Source organism: Salipiger pentaromativorans (assembly GCF_024721115.1).
GTDB lineage: Bacteria > Pseudomonadota > Alphaproteobacteria > Rhodobacterales > Rhodobacteraceae > Salipiger > Salipiger pentaromativorans.
On record NZ_JAMDHK010000007.1, the window covers coordinates 144771 to 168059 of the forward strand.

Consider the following 23289-nt stretch of genomic DNA (forward strand, 5'->3'; position numbering starts at 1 on the left):
GGAGGAGCAACCGCCATGAGAATGCGGATCCTGACAGGTATTCTGAGCATCTGGGCTGCGGGCGCATCCGCGCAGGCCACCCCGACCGCCCCCGGGGAATCGCTGCGCCCGAGCGCGCGGCCCTTTCTGTCGACGCAGGGCACCGCGACGCAGGTGCCGCAGGATGTGAAGGGCGCGGCAGGGTTCCGCGACTGGATCGCGGGGTTCCGCAGCCGGGCGCTGGCAAAGGGCATTTCCGCCGCCACCTTCGACGCCGCCTTCCGGGGCGTGTCCTATGATCCGAAGGTCGTGGACCGCGACCGCAACCAGAACGAATTCACCAAGACCGTCTGGGTCTATCTCGACAGCGCCGCCTCGGACGCCCGGATCGCCGCGGGCAAGAAGGCGCTGGCGGAACACCGCGCGCTGCTCGACCGGATCGAGGCGAAATACGGCGTCGACAAGCAGGCGGTTCTGGCGATCTGGGGGCTGGAAAGCGCCTTCGGCACCTATCGCGGCAACGATCCGGTGATCCAGTCGCTGGCGACGCTGGCCTATGACACGCGGCGCGGGGCCTTTTTCGAGGGGCAGTTGCTGGACGCGCTGACCATTCTGCAAAACGGCGATACGGTACCCGCGAATATGAAGGGCTCCTGGGCCGGTGCCATGGGCCACACGCAGTTCATGCCCTCGTCTTTCCTTGCGCTGGCCGAGGACTGGAACGGCGACGGGCGGCGCGACATCTGGTCCGACGATCCCGCCGACGCGCTCGCCTCGGCGGCGAATTACCTCAAGGAAAACGGCTGGCAGCACGGGTTGCCCTGGGGTGTCGAGGTGACGCTGCCCGGGGATTTCGACTATACGCTGGCCGCGCGCGAGATCGAGAAAATGCCCTCGGACTGGGCGGCGCTCGGGGTGGTGGGCACGGATGGCAAGCCGGTGCCCGATCACGGGCCGGCCTCGGTGCTGCTGCCGGGCGGGCATCTGGGCGCGGCTTTCATGATCTTCAAGAATTTCGAGGTGATCGAGCGCTACAACACCGCCGATGCCTATGTGATCGGCGTGGGCCATCTGGGCGACCGGATCATGGGCGGTGGGCCCGTTCAGCACGGCTGGCCGCGCGAGGACCGGGCGCTGACGCTGGACGAACGGAAGGAATTGCAAACGCGGCTGCGCGACGCCGGGTTCGACCCGGAAAAGATCGACGGGCGGATCGGGCCGCTCACCATCAACGCGGTGCGCGGCTATCAGAAGAGCACCGGCGCGGTGCCGGACGGCTATGCCTCGCTGCGGGTGTTGCAGGCGCTGCGGTGACGCGGCGCCCGAAAACCGCCTGACCGGCGCAACCGGTCAGAACGCCTTGAAGGTGAGCGTCGTCAGTGTGCGTTCGATCCCTTTCACATCGGCGAGGTTCTCGTTGATGTAATGGCCGATATCGGCGCCTTCCGGGATGTAGAGCTTGACCAGCAGGTCCCATTCGCCCGAGGTCGAATAAAGCTCGGAATGGATTTCCTTCAGGGCGATGTCCTCGGCAACCCGGTAGGTGGTGCCGGGGGTGCAGCGGATCTGGACGAAAACGCAGGTGGTCATGGCGGTCTCCTTACGCCGGCAAGCTGGCACAGACGCCACGCCCGCACAAGAGACGCCATGCCCCGGCTTGGCGCCGCCCCTCCCCCCGCCTATAAGCGCGCAAGAGCCTCAAGGAGTGAGCCCATGCGCAAGGCCAGCATCAGCCGCAAGACCGCCGAGACCGCGATCGAGGTCGCCATCGACCTCGACGGCACCGGCCTCTACGACAATCAGACCGGCGTGGGCTTTTTCGATCACATGCTGGACCAGCTCTCGCGCCACTCGCTCATCGACATGACGATCCGTGCCAAGGGCGACTACCATATCGACGATCACCACACGGTCGAGGATACCGGCATCGCGCTGGGACAGGCGCTGGTGGCAGCGCTTGGCGACAAGCGCGGCATCCGGCGTTACGGCGCCTGCCTGCTGCCGATGGACGATGCGCTGGTGCGCGCGGCGCTGGATCTTTCGGCGCGGCCCTTTCTGGTGTGGAACGTCGATCTGCCGACGCAGAAGATCGGTACGTTCGATTGCGAATTGGTGCGCGAATTCTTTCAGGCGCTTTCGACCCACGGCGGCATCACCCTGCATGTGGACGCGCTGCACGGGGTGAATTCCCACCACATCGCCGAGGCCGCCTTCAAGGCCGTTGCCCGCGCGCTGCGCGAAGCGGTGGAGCCCGACCCGCGCAAGGGCGATGCGATCCCCTCCACCAAAGGCGCGCTCTGACGAACCGGGCGGGCGGCGGCTCAGTCGCAGCCGCCCTTTGCAAAGCAGCTTGCGACCGTGGCCTTCTGGGCCTCGGTCGGATCGCGGTGCAGGAAGGTCGGGCAGGGGCCCACGATCAGCGCATAGCCATGCGCCTCTTGCTTGAGAAACGCCAGGTAGCGCCCGGGCGTCACGCTCCCGCACCAATGGGCGGAGCAGGTCAGCCGCACCGTCACCGGCCGGTCGAAGGGTTGGATGAAGCCAGCGCCGGCCAGAGCCATGCCGGAAAACCGTGCCTCGAAACTCGCGGGCCGGCCCTGCCCGTCCGCTGCCGGTGGCGGCGCCAGCGCCGGATCGAAATCCAGGGCGCCCTCGACCACCACCCAGTTATCCGGCGAGGCGGCGGCATTGGCGAAATCCTGGGTCACATCCGCCGCCATGCAACTGAGCGCCGATGCCGGCGGGGCGACGGACACCGCCACCAGCGCCAGAAGCGCGGCAAGACCGGCGCCGCGCCGCGTCACAGATGATCCCGGAACGCCGTCAGCACCTTTTCATAGACCGCGCGTTTGAACGGCACGATCTGGGTGACCACCTCCTCGGGTGCCAACCAGCGCCAGGTGGAAAACTCGGGATGCGCGGTGCGGATGTTCACCTGCGCGTCGCTGCCCTGAAAGCGCAGCAGGAACCATTTCTGCTTTTGCCCCTTATAGCGCCCCTTCCAGATATGCGGGACGATGTGATGCGGCAGCTCGTAGGGAAACCAATCCTCGGATTCCGCCTCGACCGTCACCAGATCGGCGGTCACGCCGGTTTCTTCCCACAGCTCGCGCAGCGCGGCGTCGCGCGGCTCCTCGCCCTTGTCGACACCGCCCTGCGGCATCTGCCAGGCGGGTTCTTCGCTGTCGATGCGCTGGCCGACAAAGACATGGTTGTCGGCATTCACCAGCATCACGCCTACACAGGGGCGGTAGGGCAGTTTCGCAATCTCTTCGGGGGTCATGGCCTGATCTTCGAAATGCATCGTATGGAATGAAAAAGGGCGGGGAACCCCCGCCCTTCCGCGTTACTGCTGCTGATCTTTCTCGAGCACGCTCAACCCTTTGAGGATGTCGATCGCATAGGCGAGCTGATAATCCTCGAGGCGCAGCGCGGCCGAGGCCTCGGCCTTGGCGCGGTCTTCCTCGATCTGACGGATTTCCTCTTCGGTGAGGCTGTCATTGTCGAGACGCCCGCGCAGATCGGCCTCGGACCGGCTGAAGGCGTTGGTCGCGGTCTCGTCCTCTTCCCCGTCGGGGCGCGGACGCGGCTGTTCCACCACGATGTCGGGCGAGACGCCCAGTGCCTGGATCGACCGGCCCGACGGCGTGTAGTAACGCGCGGTGGTCAGGCGCATGGCGCCATCGCCGCGCACCGGCATCACGGTCTGGACCGAGCCTTTGCCAAAGCTCTTGGTGCCCACCACGATGGCGCGACGGTGATCCTGAAGCGCCCCCGCCACGATTTCCGAGGCCGAAGCCGAACCGCCGTTGATCAGCACCACCATCGGTTTGCCGCCGGTCAGATCGCCCTCGGTGGCGTTATAGCGCTCGCCGTCAGCGGGGTTGCGGCCGCGGGTCGAGACGATCTCGCCCTTGTCGAGAAACGCATCCGACACCTTGATCGCCTGGGTCAGCAGCCCGCCGGGGTTGTTGCGCAGATCCAGCACGAAGCCGTTCACCTTGTCGATCCCGCCGGCCTCTTCGACGCGCTCGGCAAGCCCTTCGGAAAGGTTCGGGAAGGTCTGGTCGTTGAAGGTGGTGACGCGCAGCACCACGGTATTGCCTTCGAGACGGGTGCGCACGGCGGTGAGCTTGATCGTGTCGCGGATGATCGACACGTCAAACGGCTCTTCCTCGCCTTCGCGCACCACGGTGATGACGATTTCCGAGCCGACCGGCCCGCGCATCTTGTCCACCGCCTCGTCCAGATTCAGCCCAAGCACCGACTCGCCGTCCACATGGGTAATGAAATCGCCCGACTCGATGCCCGCCTCGTCCGCCGGGGTGCCGTCGATGGGCGAGACCACCTTGACGAAGCCGTCTTCCTGCGTGACCTCGATGCCGAGCCCGCCGAACTCGCCGCGCGTCTGCACGCGCATGTCGGCGGCGTCGTCGGGGGCGAGATAGCTGGAATGCGGATCGAGCGAGGTGAGCATGCCGTTGATCGCCGCCTCGATCAGATCGGCCTCGTCCACCTCTTCGACATATTGCGCGCGGATGCGCTCGAAGATGTCGCCGAAAAGATCGAGCTGTTCATAGACGCTGGCTTTCTGCGCGCTTTCCTGCGCCAGCAGCGGGCCGACGAATTGCGTGGTCGCAACCACCCCGGCCACGGTGCCGCCCAGTGCGGCCATCAGAAACTTGTTCATGCCCATCTCATCCCTTGTCGGTTGCGAACCACGAAAGCGGGTCCACCGGTGCATCGCCCTGCCTGACCTCTATATAGAGCGTTTCCGTGCGTCCAGCGCCACCCCCATCAACAGATGGTGACGGATTGTCTCCCTCCCCGCCGCCGCCCATGAGCCCCACGGGGCTGCCTTCGGGCAAAACTTCGCCGGCGCGGCCGTAAACCGTGTCGAGCCCGGCGAGGACAAACAGCAGATCGGGCTGCGGTTCGAGAATCGTCACCAGCCCGTAATCGAGCAGCGGCCCGCTGTAGCGCACCGTGGCGGCGGTGGGCGTGGTGACCAGCGCCTGCGAGCGGGTGGCGATCACGATGCCCGGGCGGGTGACCCCCGCCGCGTCCGTCTCGCCGGCGCGGCGCAGGATCTGGCCCTGCACCGGCAGTTCCAGCACGCCCTTGCGGTCGTCGATGGGCGGCAGGTTGGTGAGCAGCTCGTTGTCGGCGATCTCGGAAAGCCCGCTGGCGAAGCCCTCCAGCGTTTCGGTGGCCGCGATCAGGATCGCCGTCTTCACCGGATCCTCGGTGAAGCGCATGGGCAGGTCGGTCCGGTCCGCCACCGCCTGGGAAAGATCCGTGCGCGCCTGCTGCACCCCGGCGAGCCCCTCCTGAAGCGTCTCCGCCGCGCTCTGTTGCAGCGCCCGCAGCGCGCTCACCTCATCGAGATCCGCACGCAGCCGCTGCGCCTCTGCCGTGAGCCCCGGCGTGACCGAGGCCAGCATCATCCCCGCCCGCGCGGCGCCCACCGGCCCCTGCGGATGCAGCATCGCCGCCGGCGCCGCCCTGCCGCCCATGCTGGACAACACACCCAGAAGCTGCGCGATCTCGCCCTCCTGGCTTTGCAGGCGGCGGGTCAGTTCGGTCTCGCGGATCGCCGCGTCCCGCAGCCCTTCGCGCATCGCAGCGAGCCCGGATTCATACGCCTTGACCGTGCCTGTCAGCGCCCGCACCCGGTCGCGCGCACTGTCGGCAGCGTCGAGCTGCACCGAGGCCGCTTCCAGCGCCTTCGCCGCCGCGCGCGCGGCCTCGGCCGGGTTCTGCGCCGCGGCGGGACCGGCCAGAAGCGTCAGGATCAGCGCCAGCCGCCTCATAGGTCGATGAGGCTCTTCCCGGTCATCTCCTCGGGCTGCGGCAGGTTCATGAGCTGCAAGAGAGTCGGTGCCACATCGGCCAGCCGCCCGTCATGCAGCTTGGCCCCCGCGGGCCCACCGAAAAGGATCACCGGCACAAGATTGGTGGTATGCGCGGTATGCGGACCGTTGGTGGCCTCGTCCCACATCGTCTCGCAATTGCCGTGATCCGCGATCACGATCATCGCGCCGCCGACCTTCTCCAGCTCGGCCACCACCTTGCCGAGCCCGTCATCGACCGCCTCGCAGGCCTTGATCGCCGCGTCGAGATCGCCGGTGTGACCCACCATGTCGGGGTTGGCGAAATTGGTGACAATGAGGTCATAGCCCTTGTCGATGGCCTCGATAAATTTCTCCGCCACCTCGGGCTCGGACATCTCCGGTTGCAGATCGTAGGTCGCCACCTTGGGCGATTTCGGCATGAACCGGTCCTCGCCCTTCTCGGGCGTTTCCTTGCCGCCGTTGAGGAAGAAGGTCACATGCGGGTATTTCTCGGTCTCCGCCAGGCGGAACTGCGTCAGCCCGTGCTTGGCCACCCATTCGCCCAGCGTATTGACGATCTCGCGCTTGGGATAGGCGGTGGCCATATAGGCGTTGTGATCGGTGGAATACTCGACCATGCCGAGCAGCGCGCTCAGCTCGGGTTTGTCGCGTTCAAACCCGTCGAAGCCCGGCTCGCCGATGGCCTTGAGGATCTCGCGCGCCCGGTCGGCGCGGAAGTTGAGGCAAAAGAGCCCGTCACCCGGCTGTATCCCTTGGTAATCGCCGATCACCGTGGGCAGCACGAATTCATCGGTCACGTCTTGCGCATAGCTCTGGGAGACTGCCGTCACCGGGTCGGGCGCGGTCTCGCCTTTGCCGAGGATCATCGCGTCATAGGCCTTTTCCACCCGCTCCCAGCGGTTGTCGCGGTCCATGATGTAGTAGCGACCGATCACCGTGCCGATGCTGGCATTGGCGGGCAGGCTTTCGGTCAGTTCCTTGACGAAACCCTCGCCGGATTTCGGCGCCACATCGCGCCCGTCGGTGATGGCATGCACGATGACCGGCACGCCCAGATCGGTGATCATCTTTACCGCTGCCTTGATATGCTCGATATGCCCGTGCACGCCGCCGTCCGAAACGACGCCCATCAGATGCGCGGTGCCTGCGGCGTCCTTCACTTTCGCGGCGAAATCCCTGATCGCGGCGTTGTCGAAAAAGCTGCCGTCCTCGATGGCAAGGTCGATCTGGCCGAGATCCATCGCCACCACGCGCCCCGCACCGATATTGGTATGGCCCACCTCCGAGTTCCCCATCTGCCCGGTCGGCAGCCCCACATCCGGCCCGAATGTCACCAGCGTGGCATGCGGACAGGTGGCATAAAGCCGGTCCATGGTGGGGGTGTTGGCGAGTTTCGGGGCGTTGTACGCGCTCTCGTCGCGGAGGCCCCATCCGTCGAGGATGGTCAGGACAACGGGTTTCGGCGTGGTCATGGGAAAGGCCCTTCTGAACGGCAGGTCAGGGGCGGTTTAGCAGGTCGGGTGGGGGATGTGGAGGGGCCGCGCTCCCCGCGAGCGCTATCGCCGGTTTCCGTGCCGCACTGGTTAGCGCTGCGCTTTGATCTGCAGAGCGAAGCCGCGCAAGCGCCGGACCGTGGGCTGGCGCTCTGCCCGCTGAACCTCTCGATTTATCCCGGCCAAATCCGAAAGACCTCGACAGGTCGCGCTTACGTCACCAAAGCGCCAGACCGCGGGGACGGTCCGGCGCTTGCGCGGCGGCCTTCGGCCTTGTTCCGCGCCGGGGTAAAGAAAAGCTCGCACACAACAAATTTTTAAAATTTATAGCAAGGCGTCGCCACCGCCTCTTTGAATACGGGAATTCAATCACTATAGTTAAAAGGCGTTTAATGAGGAGACATGTAAATGTCATATACGGAGGAAGAAGTTCGCAACGCCGCGCTTGTTGAGTTAGCCACCTCGATGACAGGCACCCTAACGACAACTGACTTAATTCAAATTCTAACTGATCGAATGCAGCCCACTGGCCACGATGCGCAAATCGCAGACGGTCGCGGGGACACATATTTCTCTCAGAAAGTGAGGAACTTGGTGAGCCATCGACATCAGGCAACCGGGCTACAAGCGAGAGGACTGGCAGACTATCAAGCTGAGCAGGAAAGTTGGACGATCACCGCTGCTGGGCGTATCTATGTGGACGAAATGCCTTAGACGCGCAGCCTAAAAACGTTTCTTGTACCCTACCGGCAACCACTTTAGCTCGGTTGGGCCCAAATGATCTTTATCCCAAACGAACCACGCATATGCGGTAGTGCCGCTTCCCTTTTTCACAGCACCTTTCGGATAAAACGTGATCCGCTCGCTAAAAACCCAGAGTCTAGCGGGCGGCGTCTCTCGAAAGATGCGCTCTTGCCGACCACCGCCCTCCAGAAAGGCCAACCTAAGCAAAAGAGCGAACTTGGAACCCGCACTTCTAAGCCCTGAGTGAACGAAATCTTCCGCGCTGTGAAACGGCGGGTTTGTGACGATATTGGGAACCGATCTGGAGGCAGATATAAAATCAATACCAGATTCTCCGTACCCGCGATCATAAAGGTCAGAGCTTATTACCTGGTTGCCTGTGCGTTGAAGAACATCCGACATTGCTCCATCTCCGCAGGCACACTCCCAAATATCCCCTGCAAACTTCTCATTCTCAATGAGAGCATGGGTTGCCCAAGGGGGCGTCGGGTAGAAGTCCGCCCCATCCAGGTCAGCCACACGCTTCATTGTCGGCTGAGGCGCCGTCACAAAATGCTGTGTCATATCTGCTCGCTGTTTTTCCTTATTTAATCCTGAAGCGCAGAATAATTGCAACAGCCTCGTGAATCTTTTCAAAAACAGTCGCTTACAGTCTCACCCCTGCAACGACTTCACCACCAGCTCCCCCTCCTCACGCGCCTTCATGGCCAGCGCCGCCGCATGGGCGCCCGCAGCGGTCGTGTAATAGGGGATCTTGTCATAAAGCGCGACCGAGCGGATCTCGCGGGAATCTTCCACCGCCGCAGCGCCCTCGGTGGTGTTCAGCACAAGCTGGATGCCGCCGTCCTTCATCAGGTCCACCACGTTCGGGCGGCCCTCATAGACCTTCTTGACCACCTCGCAGCTCAGCCCCGCGCCCGCGAAGAAGGCCGCCGTGCCGCGCGTCGCGATCAGCTTGAAGCCCAGATCCGACAGCACACGCGCCGCCTCGGTCATCTCGGGGGTCTTGTCGTCGTCCTTGATCGAGAAGAACACCGCGCCCTCGGTCGGCAGATGCGTGCCGGCGCCCAACTGCGCTTTCAAAAACGCGCGCGGGAAGGAGCGGTCCCAGCCCATGACTTCGCCGGTGGAGCGCATCTCCGGCCCGAGGATCGTGTCGACGCCGGGGAAGCGGGCAAAGGGCAGCACCGCCTCTTTCACCGAATACCAGGGCATGTTCGGGTCGGCGAGGGTCATCGGGTCGGCAATGGGCAGGTCGGTGTCGTAATCCGCATCCGCCGGATAGCCCGCGCGCAGCGGGAAGGCGGAGAGCTTTTCGCCCGCCATGATCCGCGCGGCGATGGAGGCGATGGCCGAATCCGTCGCCTTGGCCACGAAGGGCACGGTGCGCGAGGCGCGGGGGTTGACCTCGATGAGATAGATCTCGCCCGCCTTGATGGCGAATTGCACATTCATCAGGCCCACAACATGCAGGGCCTTGGCCAGCGCCTCGGTCTGGGCCTTGATCTCGTCGATCACCTCGGCGGAAAGCGAATAGGGCGGCAGCGAGCAGGCTGAATCGCCCGAGTGCACCCCGGCCTCTTCGATATGCTGCATGATGCCCGCCACATGCACCGCCTCGCCGTCGCAAAGCGCGTCCACGTCCAGTTCCACCGCGCCGGAGAGGTAGCTGTCGAGCAGCACCGGGCTGTCGCCCGAGACCACGACGGCCTCCTTGATGTAGCGTTCCAGATGCGCCATGTCGCGCACGATCTCCATCGCGCGACCGCCCAGCACGTAGGAGGGGCGGATCACCAGCGGGAAGCCGATCTCCTCGGCGATGGCCAGCGCCTGCGCGTCGGTCGAGGCGATGCCGTTGCGCGGCTGCTTGAGGCCAAGCTGGTTGACCAGCGCCTGGAACCGCTCGCGGTCTTCGGCAAGGTCGATGGCGTCGGGCGTGGTGCCGAGGATCGGGATGCCCTCGGCCTCCAGCGCGTTCGCCAGCTTCAGCGGGGTCTGGCCGCCGAACTGCACGATCACACCGTGCAGCGTGCCGTTGGACTGCTCGACGCGCAGGATCTCCATCACGCTCTCGAAGGTCAGCGGCTCGAAATACAGACGGTCCGAGGTGTCGTAATCGGTCGACACGGTCTCGGGGTTGCAGTTGACCATGATGGTTTCATAGCCCGCGTCGGTCAGCGCGAAACAGGCGTGGCAGCAGCAATAGTCGAACTCGATGCCCTGGCCGATCCGGTTGGGACCGCCGCCGAGGATGACGACCTTTTTCTTGTCCGAGGGGCGCGCCTCGCATTCCACCTCGCCCATCATCGGCATCTCGTAGGTGGAATACATATAGGGGGTCTGCGCCTCGAACTCGGCGGCGCAGGTGTCGATGCGCTTGAAGACGGCGGTGACACCCAGCGCGATGCGGCGCTTGCGCACGTCCTTTTCCGAGAAGCCGGTCAGTTTCGACAGGCGGGCATCGGTGAAGCCCAGCATCTTGAGCGCGCGCATGCCCTCTTCGTTCTGCGGGAGACCGTTCGCGCGCACCTCTTCCTCGGCCTCGACGATCTCGCGGATCCGGGCGAGGAACCAGGGATCGAACATGGTGACGCCGTGGATCTCGTCATCGGAGAGCCCGTGGCGCATTGCCTGGGCGATGGTGCGCATGCGGTCGGGGGTCTGCTGGGAGATCGCCTTGATCACCGCGCTTTTCTCGGGCGCGCCCTCGATCTCCACCTCGTCAAAGCCGGTCAGACCGGATTCCATCGAGGCCAGCGCCTTTTGCAGCGACTCGTGGATGGTGCGGCCGATGGCCATGGCCTCGCCCACCGATTTCATCGCGGTGGTGAGATAGGGCTCGGAGCCGGGGAATTTCTCGAAGGCGAATTTCGGGATCTTGGTGACGACATAGTCGATGGTCGGTTCAAACGACGCCGGCGTCACCTTCGTGATGTCATTGTCGAGCTCGTCGAGCGTGTAGCCCACCGCCAGCTTTGCCGCGATCTTGGCAATCGGGAAGCCAGTCGCCTTGGAGGCCAGCGCCGAGCTCCGCGACACGCGCGGGTTCATCTCGATCACCACCATGCGGCCGTTTTCCGGGTTCACCGCCCATTGCACGTTCGACCCGCCGGTCTCGACGCCGATCTCGCGCAGCACGGCAATCGAGCCGTTGCGCATGATCTGGTATTCCTTGTCGGTCAGCGTCAGCGCCGGGGCCACGGTGATCGAGTCGCCGGTGTGCACGCCCATCGGATCGACGTTCTCGATGGAACAGACGATGATCGCGTTGTCCGCCTTGTCGCGGACGACCTCCATTTCATATTCTTTCCAGCCCAGCAGCGACTCGTCGACCAGGATCTGGTTCACCGGCGAGGCATCCATGCCCGAGCGGCAATAGTGGATATAATCCTCGCGGTTATAGGCCACGCCGCCGCCGGTGCCGCCGAGGGTAAAGGCGGGGCGGATGATCGCGGGCAGGCCGATGTCGTCCAGCGCGTCGAGTGCGATCTTCACGCCCGCGTCCAGATCCGCCTTGCCGTTGGCTTTCTTCGGCGCGGTCACGATGGTGGCGCGGGGGTTTTCCAGCCCGATGCGGTCCATCGCCTCGCGGAACAGCGCCCGGTCCTCGGCCATCTCGATGGCGTCGCGCTTGGCGCCGATCATCTCGACGCCGAATTTCTCCAGCACGCCCATCTCTTCCAGCTTCAGCGAGGTGTTGAGGCCGGTCTGCCCGCCCATGGTGGGCAGCAGCGCGTCGGGGCATTCTTTCTCGATGATCTTGGCGACGATCTCGGGGGTGATCGGCTCGATATAGGTGGCGTCGGCTAGCTCCGGGTCGGTCATGATCGTGGCGGGGTTGGAGTTCACCAGGATCACACGGTAACCCTCTTCCCGCAGCGCCTTGCAGGCCTGGGCGCCGGAGTAGTCGAATTCGCAGGCCTGGCCAATGATGATGGGCCCTGCGCCGATGATCATGATGGATTTGATATCGGTTCTCTTGGGCATCTCTCGACCTCTGTCTTGGCGCGAACGGCGGGCATGGAGCAGCAGGCGGGGGAGTCGCCTGCTGCCCGCAAATTGTCGTGCGTTATAGACAAGCGCGATGCCCGCGCAACCCCAATCCGACTGTTGCGCGCGACGGCGGCGGCCAAGAATTTTCGGACGAAAATTCTTGGCTCCGGGGAAGCCGGTGAAGAAAGATCCTTGCGCGGCGCCTATTGCGCCGCGTGCAACAGGTGCCCGTGGCGGTGCTGATAGAGGTAATCCCGCGTGACAGGCACCGCATATTGCTTGTGCGAGAGTTGCAGATGGAAGACGCCCTGCCGGGTTTCCTCGAAACTGGCCTCGCAGGCGACAAGGTAAAAGCGCCACATCCGCACGAAGCGGTCGTCATACATCTCGCGCACCTCGGGCAGCGCCGCGTCGAAACGCTGGCGCCAGTGGTTCAGCGTCGGACCGTAATGGCCGCGCAGCACCTCGACATCGGCGCACCACATCCCCGACCGTTCGACCGCCGCCGACACTTCGGAGAGGCTGGGGATGTACCCGCCGGGGAAGATATACTTGTCGATCCAGGCCGAGGTGGCCCCGGCCGGGGCCACATGGCCGATGGTGTGGATCAGCGAGATACCGTCGGCATCGAGAATGTCGCCAACCTTGGCGAAATATTCTCCCAGATGCGGATAGCCCACATGTTCCAGCATGCCGACGCTGACGATGCGGTCGAAACTCTCCTCGATCTTGCGGTAATCGAGCAGTCGGAACGTCACCCTATCCGCCAGCCCCGCCGCCTCGGCGCGTTTCCGCGCCGTCGCGAGCTGGTTCTCGGACAGGGTCACGCCAGTAACCCGGGCGCCGTAATCGCGTGCCAGCGTCAGCGCCATGCCGCCCCAGCCGCAGCCGATATCCAGCACCCGCATGCCGCGCTCGATATGCAGCTTGTCGGCGATATGCGCCTTCTTGGCGCGCTGCGCATCCTCGAGGCTCATCTTGGGATCTGTGAAATAGGCGCAAGAATACTGCATGTCGGCGTCAAGGAAGAGCCGGTAGAGATCGTCGGAAATATCGTAGTGATGCTGCACATTCCGCGCCGAGCGCAGCGGGTTGTTGCGTTGCGCCACACCCCGCATCCAGCTTCGCAGCGCGTGCGCCGCGTTGAACCAGGCGGGCATCCGCCCCCGCTCCTGATTGCGCACAAGCAGCGCCACAAAATCATAGAGCTTTTCGGGCGGCAGGTCGATCCGCCCGTCCATATAGCCTTCGCCTAGCGCCAGGACCGGACGCAGCGCCAGCTCTTTGACAATGCCGTCATCCTTCAGCGTCACATCGGCTTCGAGCCCGTCTCCCGGCCCGTAGCTGCTTTGCGACCCGTCCGGCCAGGTGATCCCCAGCCGTCCCGTCACGATCAGACGCCGAAGCATTTTGTCCATCACGGCGTTCCACATCGTCACACCTCCCGTGACCTGTCCTGCCAGAATCGACTCAAAACCTTCGGAATCGTAAAAACGTCCTCAAACCCTACCTCATACGGGCTTTCTCGCCAAATCGGCGGAGCCGTCCCTTGACTTCCGCGCCCGTCCCTAGTGTATCGGCGCCTAGTTTTTCCGCACGCATCGGGACCAGAGATCATGCACGCCTATCGCACGCACACCTGCGCCGCGCTGACCAAGGAGAATGTCGGCGACACCGTCCGCCTGTCGGGCTGGGTTCACCGCATCCGCGATCACGGTGGCATTCTCTTCATCGACCTGCGCGACCATTACGGCGTGACCCAGGTGCTTTGCGACCCGGATTCGCCGGTGTTCAAGGAGATGGAGACGGTCCGCAGCGAGTGGTGCATCCGCATCGACGGCACGGTCAAGGCGCGCGACGAGGCGCTGGTGAACCCCAAGCTGCCCACCGGCGAGATCGAGGTCTTCGTCCGCGATCTGGAAGTGCTGGGCGCCGCCGGCGAGCTGCCGCTGATGGTCTTCGGCGATCAGGAATATCCCGAGGAAACCCGCCTGCGCTACCGCTACCTCGACCTGCGCCGCGAGGCGATGCAGAAGAACATGACGCTGCGCTCCGACGTGGTGGCCTCGATGCGCCGCCGCATGTGGGACAGGGGCTTCCGCGAATATCAGACGCCGATCATCACCGCGTCGTCGCCCGAAGGCGCGCGCGACTTCCTGGTGCCCTCGCGTCTGCATCCGGGCACGTTCTATGCGCTGCCGCAGGCGCCGCAGCAGTTCAAGCAGCTCATCATGGTGTCGGGCTACGACAAGTATTTCCAGATCGCGCCCTGCTTCCGTGACGAGGATCCCCGCGCCGACCGCTCGCCCACCGATTTCTACCAGCTCGACCTGGAAATGAGCTTTGTCACCCAGCAGGACGTGTTCGACACGGTCTCGCCGGTGATCGCGGGCGTGTTCGAGGAGTTCGGTGAAGGCGCAAAGGTGGACGATCCGGCAAGCTGGCCGCAGATCCCCTATCGCGAGGCGGCGCTGAAATACGGCACCGACAAGCCCGACCTGCGCAACCCGATCGAGATGCAGGATGTGTCCGAACATTTCCGCGGCTCGGGCTTTGCGATCTTCGCCAAGCTGCTGGAGCAGGACGGCACCGAGATCCGCGCCATCCCCGCGCCCACCGGCGGCTCGCGCAAGTTCTGCGACCGGATGAACGCCTTCGCCCAGAAAGAGGGTCTGCCCGGCATGGGCTATATCTTCTGGCGGAAGAGCGACAACAGCGTTTCGGACGAGAAAATCGCCCAGCTCGAAAACGAAATGCGGCAGTTCCTGAAAATGGAAAACGCCGAGGAGTTTCAGAAGCGTTTCGACGAATGGGCCGGCTATGCCGAACCCGCCGGCCCGCTGGCCAAGAACATCGGCCCCGAGCGCACCGAGGCGATTCGCCGGCAGCTCGGCCTCGGCGTCGGCGACGCGGCCTTCTTCCTCGGCGGCAAGGCGGCCAGCTTCCAGCGCGTCGCGGGCAAGGCGCGCGACGTGATCGGCGAAGAGCTGGGGCTCACCGAGAAGAACCGCTTCGCCTTTGCCTGGATCGTGGATTTCCCGATCTACGAGCAGGATGAGGAAAGCGGCGAAATCGACTTCGAGCACAACCCGTTCTCGATGCCCCAGGGCGGCATGGCGGCGCTGGACGGCGATCCGCTGAACGTGCTGGGCTATCAGTACGATCTGGCCTGCAACGGTTACGAGCTGGTCTCGGGCGCGATCCGGAACCACAAGCCCGAGATCATGCTGAAAGCCTTCGAGCTGGCGGGCTATGGCGAGGACGAGGTGAAAAAACGCTTTGCCGGGCTCTACACCGCGTTCCAGTATGGCGCCCCGCCGCACGGCGGTTGCGCCGCCGGGATCGACCGGATCGTGATGCTGCTGGCCGACGAGGCCAATATCCGCGAGGTCATCATGTTCCCGATGAACCAGCGCGCCGAAGACCTGATGATGGGCGCGCCCTCCGAGCCAAGCTCGGATCAGCTCATGGAACTGTCGCTGCGGGTGATCCCGCAGGAGTGAGGAAAAGGCGCCTTCGGGCGCCTTTTTTTTATGCCCCGCGCGACCTGTCGGCGACGTCCGGACCGTAACTGCCAACACGCGCAACGAAAGGCGCTCTGCGCCTTGGCTCCGGGCCAAGGGCGCGGCGCCTCATCCTCGCCGCCCGGCCCCTGTAGGGTGGGCAATTCTGCCCACCGCCCCGGCGCCTCACTCCTCCTCCGACGCCAGATCCCTCAGGATCGGGCAATCCGGCCGGTGATCGCCGTGGCAGGCCTCCACCAGCCGTGCCAGCGTGTCGTGCATCTGCCGCAACTGCTCGATCTTCTCCTCGATCCGGTGCAGATGCTCGGTGGCCAGCGTCTTGACGTCGGCGCTGGCCCGATGGTCGTCCTCGTAAAGCCCCAGCAGCGTGCGGCAATCCTCGATGGTGAAGCCCAGCGCCCGGGCGCGGGCGAGAAAGGCCAGCTTGTGCAGATCCTGCTCGCCGAAGGCCCGGTAGCCGTTGGCGCTCCGCTTCGGTCTCACAAGGCCGATGTCCTCGTAATAGCGGATGGTCTTGGCCGGAAGACCGGCCCGTTCGGCGACTTGTCCGATATTCATGCGCTGCTCCCCGCTGCGGTGGCCAGCATGGCGTTGGCGTCAAGCCTATCAGCTTTCGCCGCCGGTTGCAGCACCGGCGACAGCCGCCGCAGCCGCAGCGCGTTCGACAGCACGAAGACCGAGGACAGCGCCATCGCCCCCGCCGCCAGCATCGGCGACAGCAGCAGACCGAAGGCCGGATAGAGCGCCCCGGCGGCCACCGGGATCAGCGCGACGTTGTAGCCGAAGGCCCAGAACAGGTTCTGCCGGATATTGCGCAGCACCGCGCGGCTGACATGGAACGCCTCGACCACCCCCGACAGCTCGCCCGAGACCAGCACCACATCGGCGCTTTCGATGGCGACATCGGTGCCGGTGCCGATGGCGATGCCCACCTCGGCCTCGGCCAGCGCCGGCGCATCGTTGATGCCGTCGCCGACAAAGGCGACCGGCCCGAAACGCTCGCGCAGCGCCTTGACCGCCGTTAGCTTGCCCTCGGGCAGCACCTCGGCCTCGACATGGTCGATGCCCAGTTCACCCGCGATGGCCCGCGCCGTGGCGCGCGTGTCGCCGGTGATCATCGCCACCTTGATGCCCTGCGCATGCAGCGCCTGCACCGCCGCGCGGGCGCCCGGTTTCACCCGGTCGGCCACGGCGAAGAGCCCGGCGATCTCGCCGTCGATGGCCACCAGAACCGGCGTCTGCCCGGCCCCGGCGATCTCGTCATGCGCCCCGGCCAACGCGCCCAGCGCCACACCCTCGCGCTCCATCAGCCGTTTCGCGCCGACCAGCAGCGCCCGGCCCTCGACCGTGGCGCGCAGCCCGTGGCCCGCGATGGCCTCGCTCGCCTCCGGCTGGCTCAGCGCCCCCTCGGCGCCTTTCTCCAGCGCCCGCGCAATCGGATGCTCCGAGCCCTGCTCGGCGCTCGCCGCGAGCCGCAGCACCTCGGCCACATCCCGGCCCGGTGCCGCTTCCGAGCGCACCAGCGCCGGTTTGCCCTCGGTCAGCGTGCCGGTCTTGTCGAAGGCCACCACCTTGCTCGCCTCAAGCGTCTGCAGCGCATCTCCCTTGCGGAACAGCACCCCCAGCTCGGCGGCGCGGCCCGTGCCCACCATGATCGAGGTCGGCGTCGCCAGCCCCATGGCGCAGGGGCAGGCGATGATCAGCACCGAGACGCCCGCCACCAGCGCATAGGTCAGCGCGGGCGAGGGGCCGAAGATCATCCAGACGAGGAAGGTCAGCGCCGCCGCCGCCATCACGGCGGGCACGAACCAGACCACCACCTTGTCGGCCAGCGCCTGAATCGGCAGTTTCGCGCCCTGCGCGTCCTCGACCATGGAAATGATCCGCGCCAGCATCGTGTCGGCGCCCACGGCGGTGGCCCGGAAACTGAGCGCGCCCTGACCGTTCACAGTGCCGCCCACAACCGTGTCGCCGGGGCCCTTGCCCACCGGCACCGGCTCGCCGGTGATCATGCTCTCGTCGATATAGCTCGTCCCGGTCAGCAGCTCGCCGTCCACCGCGATGCGCTCGCCGGGGCGCACATGCACCACATCGCCCAGCGCCACCTCCTCGATGGGCAGTTCCACCACCACGCCGTCGCGGTCGACCCGCGCCGTGGCCGGGCGCAGCCCCACCAGCCGCTTGATCGCGGCGCCGGTGCGGCCCTTGGCGCGCGCCTCAAGGAACCGGCCCAGCAGGATCAGCGTCACGATCACACCCGCCGCCTCGAAATAGACCGCGCGCGTGCCCTCGGGCAGCAGGCCCGGCAGGAACAGCGCCACCGTGGAATAGGCCCAGGCCGCCAGCGTGCCCAGCGCCACCAGCGAGTTCATGTCCGGCGCGCCCTTGAAGAGCAACGGCAACCCGATCTGGTAGAAGCGGCGGCCCGGCCCGGCCAGCACGGCGGTGATCAGCACGAACTGCAACACCCAGGAGGCCGTCATGCCAATGCTGTTGCTGATGAACGCATGGAAGCCGGGAATGACATGCCCGCCCATCTCGATCACGAAAACCGGCAGGGTCAGCGCCGCCGCCAGGATCAGATCACGCTTCAGGGCATTATGCTCGGCGGCCTTCTGCGCCTCGCGCTCGGCGCTGTCGTCGCCCGCGGGCCGCGCCTTGTAGCCCGCCGCGCTCACCGCCCGTGCCAGCTCTGCCCCCTCCACGCTGCCCGCCAGAACCTTCACCTCGGCGGTCTCGCTGGCAAGGTTCACGCGGGCCGAAAGCACCCCCGGAACCGCATCCAGCGCCTTTTCCACGCGGTTCACGCAGGAGGCGCAGCTCATCCCCTCGATGGCGAGCTTCACAGAGGCCTCGCGCGCCGGATAGCCCGCCTGTTTCAGCGCGTCCCGCAGCGCCTCGATTCCCGCCGAGCCCTCGACCCGCGCCATCTTGCTGGCGAGGTTGACGCTCGCCTCATCGACCCCCGGCACCGCGGCCAGCGCCTTTTGCGCGCGGCCCGCACAGCCACCGCAATTCAGCTTGGTCACCTCGAAACGAATGCTCTCGCCAGCCATCTCTCAGACTCCTTCCGTCTGTGTCTGGCCGGAACATAGTGCTTCCAGTCACTGGAAGGTCAAGGGGCAGCGCAGCCTATCCCGGCATTCTTCGCAAAGCAGCGGCAGGCCCATGCGCTCGCCCGCCGCTACCAGCGGCAGGATCGCCTGAGGCGTCACCAGGGTCGCGGCCTCCGCCAGCGCCAGATCGCGGTCCTGCTCTGCGGCAAGCAGCACGAAACGGGCCAGGCTGCGCTCGTCGTCGCTCACCCCCTGCGCGCCGGGGGGCAGGATCAGCGGGGCGTGCCAGCCGTGTTGCCGCAGCAGCGCCAGAAGCCGGGCAAAGCCGTCGAGACAATAGCGCGCCCGTGCGGGCCCCAGCACATCGGCTAGCGCGGCCTCCAGACGGTCGGGCCGTTCGTGCTGGCGCAGCATCTGCACGACGCGCCATTCGGGCACCCGCATCGCGGGGCCTGTCGCTTCGACATATGCGTGACGCATGGGGGCACTCCAGCCATCGACCTTTCGGGACGCCGGGCTCACCCGCGCTCGGGCTGGCTGGACAGGTTTAAACCTGACTTATTTTATCGGATAAATCAAGCCGCCCCGCCGAGCCCGGTTTCGGCGGCGATCTGGGCGCGCGATTTGCGGGCCCGTTCGGTGGCGGATTTGAGCTGCCCGCAGGCCGCCATGATGTCCTCGCCGCGCGGCGTGCGGATCGGCGAGGCATAGCCCGCCTTGTGCACGATGTCGGCAAAGCGCTCGATCCGCTCCCAGTCCGAGCGCTGATAGGGCGCGCCGGGCCATTCGTTGAAGGGGATGAGGTTGATCTTGGCCGGAATGCCCTTGATCAGATTGACCAGACGGCGCGCATCGGCGTCGCTGTCGTTCACATCCTTCAGCATCACATATTCAAAGGTGATGCGTTCCGAATTCGACAGGCGCGGATACTCGCGCAGCGCGTTCAGCAGCTCTTCGATGTTCCAGCGCTTGTTGATCGGCACCAGCTTGTTGCGCACCTCGTCGGTGGTGGCGTGGAAGCTGACCGCCATCAGACAGCCGATCTCCTCGGCGCAGCGGGCGATCTCCGGCACCACACCGGAGGTCGAGAGCGTGATTCGGCGGCGCGACAGGGCGATGCCCTCGCCATCCATGGCGATCTTCATCGCGTCGCGCACATTGTCGAAATTGTAAAGCGGCTCGCCCATGCCCATCAGCACGATGTTCGACAGCAGGCGCGGCCCGTTCTCGCCGGTGCCGGTGCCCGGCGCGGGCCATTCGTCCAGATCGTCGCGCGCCAGCATGATCTGGCCGACGATCTCTCCTGCGGTCAGGTTGCGCACCAGCTTCTGCGTGCCGGTGTGGCAGAAGGAACAGGTCAGCGTGCAGCCCACCTGCGACGAGATGCACAAAGTGCCCCGGTCGGTTTCGGGGATATAGACCACCTCCACCTCATGCCCGCCGGCGATGCGCACGAGATATTTCCGCGTGCCGTCGGCTGAGACCTGTTTCGAGACGATCTCGGGCAGCGCAATCTCGAAATGCGCGTCGAGCCTGGCGCGGTAATCCTTGGCGAGATTGGTCATCTCGGCAAAGTCACGCACGCCCCAGTGATAGAGCCACTGCCAGATCTGGTTGACCCGCATCTTCGCCTGCTTCTCGGGCGTGCCGATCTCGATCAGCGCCGCGCGCAGCCCGTCGCGGGTGAGACCCACGAGGTTCACCTTGCCGCCTTCCGGCAGCTTGCGGGGAATCGTCACCACGTCCTGCGTGATCGGCGCATCTGCGGCCATTTCGGTCGTCCTTTGGCTGAGGAAGCCTGCTCCATACAGGATTCGTCCCGAAAAACAAAGGGGCGGCAAGGGCTGGTTTCAAGAGCCGAACCGGATCGCCCGGCCTCCAGCGAATTTTGCGTATTTGGAAAGAGAAGAAACACCAAGAAACAAGCGTCCCTGTACTCTTCTTCTCTTTTCAAAATACGCCGGCCGGAGACGTGGGCCCGCGCCACATTCAGGCAAGCGCACGGCCCGTAGGGTGGGCAATCTGCCCACCGCGCCCCTAGAACCGCTCCAGCAACCGCTCCAGATACTCGAGCTCGGCCTCCGGACGCTCGCCCTCGCCGGTGCGGCGGCGGATCTCGTCGAGCAGTTCGCGCGCCCGGCGATAGACGTCCTCGCCCTGCACCATGTTCTCGTCGGTGCCGATCTGGCCGTTGGCGCCGGCGTTGCGCCCCAGCGGGTCGCGCTGCTGACCGGGGTTGCCGCCCTGCGCCTGCCCCTGCTGGCCCTGGTTCTGTTGCTGCTGTTGCGCCATCGCCTCGCCGAGACTGCGCATCCCCTCGCGCAGCGCCTCCATAGCCTGGCTCTGCTGGTCGATGGCACCGGCCAGGTCGTCTTGCCGCAAGGCGTCCTCGGCCCCGTCCATCGCCTCCTCGGCGCGGCGCAGCGCATCGCGCGCCGCCTCTCCGGGTTCCGTTCCGCCGCCGGGCAGGTTCTGGCGCTGGCGGTTCAGCTCGCCGCGCAGCGCCTGCTGGCGGTCGGCGAGGCTCTCTTCCAGCGACTGCTGCTGTCCGCCCTGCCCCTGCTGGCCCTGTTCGGTCCCCTGACCCTGGCCCTGCTGCTGACCCTGACCGTCACGCCCGTCCTGGCCATCGCGGCCCTGGCCCTGCTGACCTTGCTGCTGGCCCTGTTGGCCTTGCTGACCCTGCGGCCCCTGCTGGCCGGGGTTGAACTGCTCCTGCAACTGCCGGAACGCATCGTCCGACAGGCCCTGCTGCTCGCGCAGCGTCTCGCCCAGCCCTTCCATCGCCTGCTCTCCCGGCGACTGGCCCTGCTGGCCCTGGGTGACCTGCATGTTCTCCATGAGCTGCTGAAGCTGCTCCAGCGCCTCCTGCGCCTCGGCCATGCGGCCCTGTTCCATCAGTTCCTGGATCCGGTCCATCATGCGCTGGAGATCGTTCTGGCTCATCTCCATCATATCCTGGGACTGCGCCATCTCGGGAGTCTGCTCGCCCTGCTGCTGCGCCTGGCGCGAGAGCTGCCGCAGATAGTCGTCGGTCGCCTCGCGCAGCTCCTGCATCAGCTCGGCGATCTCCTGATCCGAAGCGCCGTTCTTCATCGCCTCGCTCAGCCGCTCCTGCGCCCGCTGCAGCCGTTCCATCGCCGAGGCCAGATCGCCCTCTTCCAGAATCAGCGCCAGCTCCCACATCGCCCGGGCGATCTCGTCCTGCTGCGCGTCGCTCATCCCGGCGCCGGCGCCCTCCATCCGGCGCAGGATCGTGCGCAACCGCAGATAGGGCACCGCCGAGCGGAACACATCGTCGGGCCGGTGGCTGATCGCCCGCAGGATCCGCGCGACCTCGGGCACATTGTCCCGCGTCCAGAGCAGCGCCCGGCGCTGCTCGATGATCGCCGCCGCCATCGGGTCGAAGAAGCGCCGCCCGGGCAGGGTGATCACCTCGAGATCGCCGGTGCCGCGCTGTCCCGCCTCGTCCTCGACGCTCAGGTCCAGCCGCACCGGCAGGTTGGCCCAGGGGTGTTCCGAGAAATTCTCCACCAGCGTTTCGGTGAACTCCGCCCGGTCGCCGGCGATGGGCATCGGCAGCGGCACCTCGATGGGATCGCGCGGTTCCGGCTCGGCGGCGAGCAGATAGCTGCGGTCGGCCTCGTCCAGCGCCAGCGTGATCCGCGCGCGCCCCGCGACCACGCCGTAATCGTCCGACGCGGTGAAGGGGATCTGCGCATCGCCCTCATAGCTCGATTCGATCTCGCCCTCACGCGCCACCACCGGCGGCGCATCGACCTGCATGCTGACCTCCCAGGCCCGCCCGCCCGGCCCGTCGATGGCAAGCCGACCGGAGCGCACGACCTCGAAATCCTGCGCGGTTTCCTGCGCCGCCTCCGGCGGCAGGCTACGGCCCGAGACATCCTCGGCGACACTCAGCGCGCCGACCTCGCCATACATGCGCAGGGTGATCTGGGCGCCTTCGGGCACGTCGATGCCGGGCGCGGTGATGTCGTTGAGATAAACCGACGGGAGGCGCGTGTAGCCCGGCGGCTCCATCCAGCCTTCCCAGGCCGGACCCGAGGCCAGATCCACACCGGTCGGCCCCATGGCCGTCACCGAGGACACCCGCAGGAACGAGCCGAAGACCAGCGCCACGGCAAAGACCAGCAGCGCCACATAGCGCAGCGCAAACGGATCCGCCTTCGCCACCCGCAGGTCCGGCTCCACCGGGCGCGCCTGCGCCAGCCGGGCCCGCATCCGCGCCTGATGCGCCTGCCACACCGCCTGCGAGCCCATATCCGCCGCGCCGATCGCCTGATCGTCCAGCGCCGCCTGGATCGGATTGCCCCGCATCGTCGAATCGAGCCGTGCCAGCGCCTCGTCGCGCCGCGGCATGTGCAGCATCCGCGCGCCGCGCCACAACGCCCAGAGCAGCGCCAGCGCAAACCCGGCGCCCGCGCCCCAGACCCATTCCACGGCAACCAGATCCTGCACCCCGAGCATCAGCAGCCCCAGCGCCGCCAGCAGCAGCGACCAGAGCGGCCAGAAGGCACGGGTGATCCGCTCCGCCGCCATCCCCCAAAGGGTCAGGCGCAGCGGCCACTTGATCGGTGTCAGGATGTCCGGGGGCGGTGTCCCCTTGTCGGCCATGCGGGTCTCC

General features: G+C 65.9%; 18 protein-coding genes. 4 read left to right on the top strand and 14 right to left on the bottom strand.

What is annotated here, in order from left to right; genetic code table 11:
- The first annotated feature begins 15 nt into the window (after positions 1 to 15).
- Positions 16 to 1293: a lytic murein transglycosylase gene (locus M4578_RS13140; protein WP_258093733.1), complete on the top strand. Its 1278-nt coding sequence runs from the start codon at positions 16 to 18 to the stop codon at positions 1291 to 1293.
- 36 nt (positions 1294 to 1329) lie between these two features.
- Here M4578_RS13140 and M4578_RS13145 read toward each other — a convergent pair whose 3' ends face one another.
- Positions 1330 to 1569: an Lrp/AsnC ligand binding domain-containing protein gene (locus tag M4578_RS13145; protein WP_258093734.1), complete on the bottom strand. Its 240-nt coding sequence runs from the start codon at positions 1567 to 1569 to the stop codon at positions 1330 to 1332.
- Between the two features lie 123 nt (positions 1570 to 1692).
- Here M4578_RS13145 and hisB point away from each other — a divergent pair, with 123 nt between their 5' ends.
- Positions 1693 to 2280 carry an imidazoleglycerol-phosphate dehydratase HisB gene (gene hisB / locus M4578_RS13150; protein ID WP_258093735.1) on the top strand — a complete coding sequence of 196 codons (588 nt, stop codon included), beginning with the start codon at positions 1693 to 1695 and terminating at the stop codon, positions 2278 to 2280.
- 20 nt (positions 2281 to 2300) lie between these two features.
- Here the strand turns inward: hisB and M4578_RS13155 are convergent, their stop codons facing one another.
- The 5 genes from M4578_RS13155 to gpmI all read right to left on the bottom strand — a co-directional run bounded on the left by M4578_RS13155 (position 2301) and on the right by gpmI (position 7306).
- Positions 2301 to 2783: a hypothetical protein gene (locus tag M4578_RS13155; protein ID WP_258093736.1), complete on the bottom strand. Its 483-nt coding sequence runs from the start codon at positions 2781 to 2783 to the stop codon at positions 2301 to 2303.
- Positions 2780 to 3262, bottom strand: a complete 483-nt coding sequence (locus M4578_RS13160) for an RNA pyrophosphohydrolase (RefSeq protein ID WP_258093737.1) — start codon at positions 3260 to 3262, stop codon at positions 2780 to 2782. The genes M4578_RS13155 and M4578_RS13160 overlap by 4 nt, the downstream gene beginning before the upstream one ends.
- A gap of 63 nt (positions 3263 to 3325) precedes the next feature.
- Positions 3326 to 4669 (bottom strand): S41 family peptidase, encoded by a 1344-nt coding sequence (locus M4578_RS13165; protein ID WP_258093738.1) that lies wholly within the window; start codon positions 4667 to 4669, stop codon positions 3326 to 3328.
- A 7-nt stretch (positions 4670 to 4676) separates the two neighbouring features.
- Entirely contained in the window at positions 4677 to 5792 is a 1116-nt protein-coding gene (locus M4578_RS13170; RefSeq protein WP_258093739.1) for a murein hydrolase activator EnvC family protein, read from the bottom strand.
- Positions 5789 to 7306 (bottom strand): 2,3-bisphosphoglycerate-independent phosphoglycerate mutase, encoded by a 1518-nt coding sequence (gene gpmI / locus M4578_RS13175; RefSeq protein ID WP_258093740.1) that lies wholly within the window; start codon positions 7304 to 7306, stop codon positions 5789 to 5791. The genes M4578_RS13170 and gpmI overlap by 4 nt, the downstream gene beginning before the upstream one ends.
- Positions 7307 to 7735: 429 nt before the next feature.
- Between gpmI and M4578_RS13180 the strand changes: the two genes are divergently transcribed.
- A complete protein-coding gene (locus tag M4578_RS13180; RefSeq protein ID WP_258093741.1) occupies positions 7736 to 8041 on the top strand; it encodes a hypothetical protein in 306 nt (101 codons plus the stop codon).
- Positions 8042 to 8050: 9 nt separating this feature from the next.
- On the opposite strand, the gene M4578_RS13185 is transcribed toward M4578_RS13180, so the two are convergent.
- The 3 genes from M4578_RS13185 to M4578_RS13195 form a co-directional block, all read right to left on the bottom strand.
- The gene (locus tag M4578_RS13185; protein ID WP_258093742.1) at positions 8051 to 8707 is read right to left on the bottom strand and encodes a hypothetical protein; all 657 of its coding nucleotides are present in this window, start codon (positions 8705 to 8707) and stop codon (positions 8051 to 8053) included.
- Positions 8708 to 8725: 18 nt separating this feature from the next.
- On the bottom strand, positions 8726 to 12058 hold the full coding sequence (gene carB / locus M4578_RS13190; RefSeq protein ID WP_258093743.1) for a carbamoyl-phosphate synthase large subunit: 3333 nt from the start codon (positions 12056 to 12058) through the stop codon (positions 8726 to 8728).
- 209 nt (positions 12059 to 12267) lie between these two features.
- Complete coding sequence (locus M4578_RS13195; RefSeq protein WP_258093744.1) at positions 12268 to 13497, bottom strand: SAM-dependent methyltransferase; 1230 nt, start codon at positions 13495 to 13497, stop codon at positions 12268 to 12270.
- 183 nt (positions 13498 to 13680) lie between these two features.
- Between M4578_RS13195 and aspS the strand changes: the two genes are divergently transcribed.
- Positions 13681 to 15567, top strand: a complete 1887-nt coding sequence (aspS, locus tag M4578_RS13200; protein ID WP_258093745.1) for an aspartate--tRNA ligase — start codon at positions 13681 to 13683, stop codon at positions 15565 to 15567.
- A gap of 186 nt (positions 15568 to 15753) precedes the next feature.
- Here the strand turns inward: aspS and cueR are convergent, their stop codons facing one another.
- The 5 genes from cueR to M4578_RS13225 form a co-directional block, all read right to left on the bottom strand.
- On the bottom strand, positions 15754 to 16146 hold the full coding sequence (cueR, locus tag M4578_RS13205) for a Cu(I)-responsive transcriptional regulator (RefSeq protein ID WP_258093746.1): 393 nt from the start codon (positions 16144 to 16146) through the stop codon (positions 15754 to 15756).
- A complete protein-coding gene (locus tag M4578_RS13210; protein ID WP_258093747.1) occupies positions 16143 to 18644 on the bottom strand; it encodes a heavy metal translocating P-type ATPase in 2502 nt (833 codons plus the stop codon). Before M4578_RS13210 ends, cueR begins: the two co-directional genes overlap by 4 nt.
- Before the next feature lie 48 nt (positions 18645 to 18692).
- Positions 18693 to 19124, bottom strand: a complete 432-nt coding sequence (locus M4578_RS13215) for a hypothetical protein (protein ID WP_258093748.1) — start codon at positions 19122 to 19124, stop codon at positions 18693 to 18695.
- Positions 19125 to 19219: 95 nt separating this feature from the next.
- Positions 19220 to 20416: a dual-specificity RNA methyltransferase RlmN gene (gene rlmN, locus M4578_RS13220; protein WP_258093749.1), complete on the bottom strand. Its 1197-nt coding sequence runs from the start codon at positions 20414 to 20416 to the stop codon at positions 19220 to 19222.
- A gap of 265 nt (positions 20417 to 20681) precedes the next feature.
- The gene (locus M4578_RS13225; protein ID WP_258093750.1) at positions 20682 to 23279 is read right to left on the bottom strand and encodes a TIGR02302 family protein; all 2598 of its coding nucleotides are present in this window, start codon (positions 23277 to 23279) and stop codon (positions 20682 to 20684) included.
- Between the last annotated feature and the right edge of the window lie 10 nt (positions 23280 to 23289).

Bases quoted from the DNA above. Each gene is read 5' to 3' on its own strand.
- aspS (WP_258093745.1), top strand. From the start codon at position 13,681: ATGCACGCCTATCGCACGCACACCTGCGCCGCGCTGACCAAGGAGAAT.
- M4578_RS13160 (WP_258093737.1), bottom strand. From the start codon at position 3,262: ATGACCCCCGAAGAGATTGCGAAACTGCCCTACCGCCCCTGTGTAGGC.
- M4578_RS13170 (WP_258093739.1), bottom strand. From the start codon at position 5,792: ATGAGGCGGCTGGCGCTGATCCTGACGCTTCTGGCCGGTCCCGCCGCG.
- gpmI (WP_258093740.1), bottom strand. From the start codon at position 7,306: ATGACCACGCCGAAACCCGTTGTCCTGACCATCCTCGACGGATGGGGC.
- M4578_RS13195 (WP_258093744.1), bottom strand. From the start codon at position 13,497: ATGTGGAACGCCGTGATGGACAAAATGCTTCGGCGTCTGATCGTGACG.
- M4578_RS13180 (WP_258093741.1), top strand. From the start codon at position 7,736: ATGTCATATACGGAGGAAGAAGTTCGCAACGCCGCGCTTGTTGAGTTA.
- hisB (WP_258093735.1), top strand. From the start codon at position 1,693: ATGCGCAAGGCCAGCATCAGCCGCAAGACCGCCGAGACCGCGATCGAG.
- M4578_RS13225 (WP_258093750.1), bottom strand. From the start codon at position 23,279: ATGGCCGACAAGGGGACACCGCCCCCGGACATCCTGACACCGATCAAG.
- rlmN (WP_258093749.1), bottom strand. From the start codon at position 20,416: ATGGCCGCAGATGCGCCGATCACGCAGGACGTGGTGACGATTCCCCGC.
- carB (WP_258093743.1), bottom strand. From the start codon at position 12,058: ATGCCCAAGAGAACCGATATCAAATCCATCATGATCATCGGCGCAGGG.
- M4578_RS13210 (WP_258093747.1), bottom strand. From the start codon at position 18,644: ATGGCTGGCGAGAGCATTCGTTTCGAGGTGACCAAGCTGAATTGCGGT.
- cueR (WP_258093746.1), bottom strand. From the start codon at position 16,146: ATGAATATCGGACAAGTCGCCGAACGGGCCGGTCTTCCGGCCAAGACC.
- M4578_RS13165 (WP_258093738.1), bottom strand. From the start codon at position 4,669: ATGAACAAGTTTCTGATGGCCGCACTGGGCGGCACCGTGGCCGGGGTG.
- M4578_RS13145 (WP_258093734.1), bottom strand. From the start codon at position 1,569: ATGACCACCTGCGTTTTCGTCCAGATCCGCTGCACCCCCGGCACCACC.
- M4578_RS13140 (WP_258093733.1), top strand. From the start codon at position 16: ATGAGAATGCGGATCCTGACAGGTATTCTGAGCATCTGGGCTGCGGGC.
- M4578_RS13215 (WP_258093748.1), bottom strand. From the start codon at position 19,124: ATGCGTCACGCATATGTCGAAGCGACAGGCCCCGCGATGCGGGTGCCC.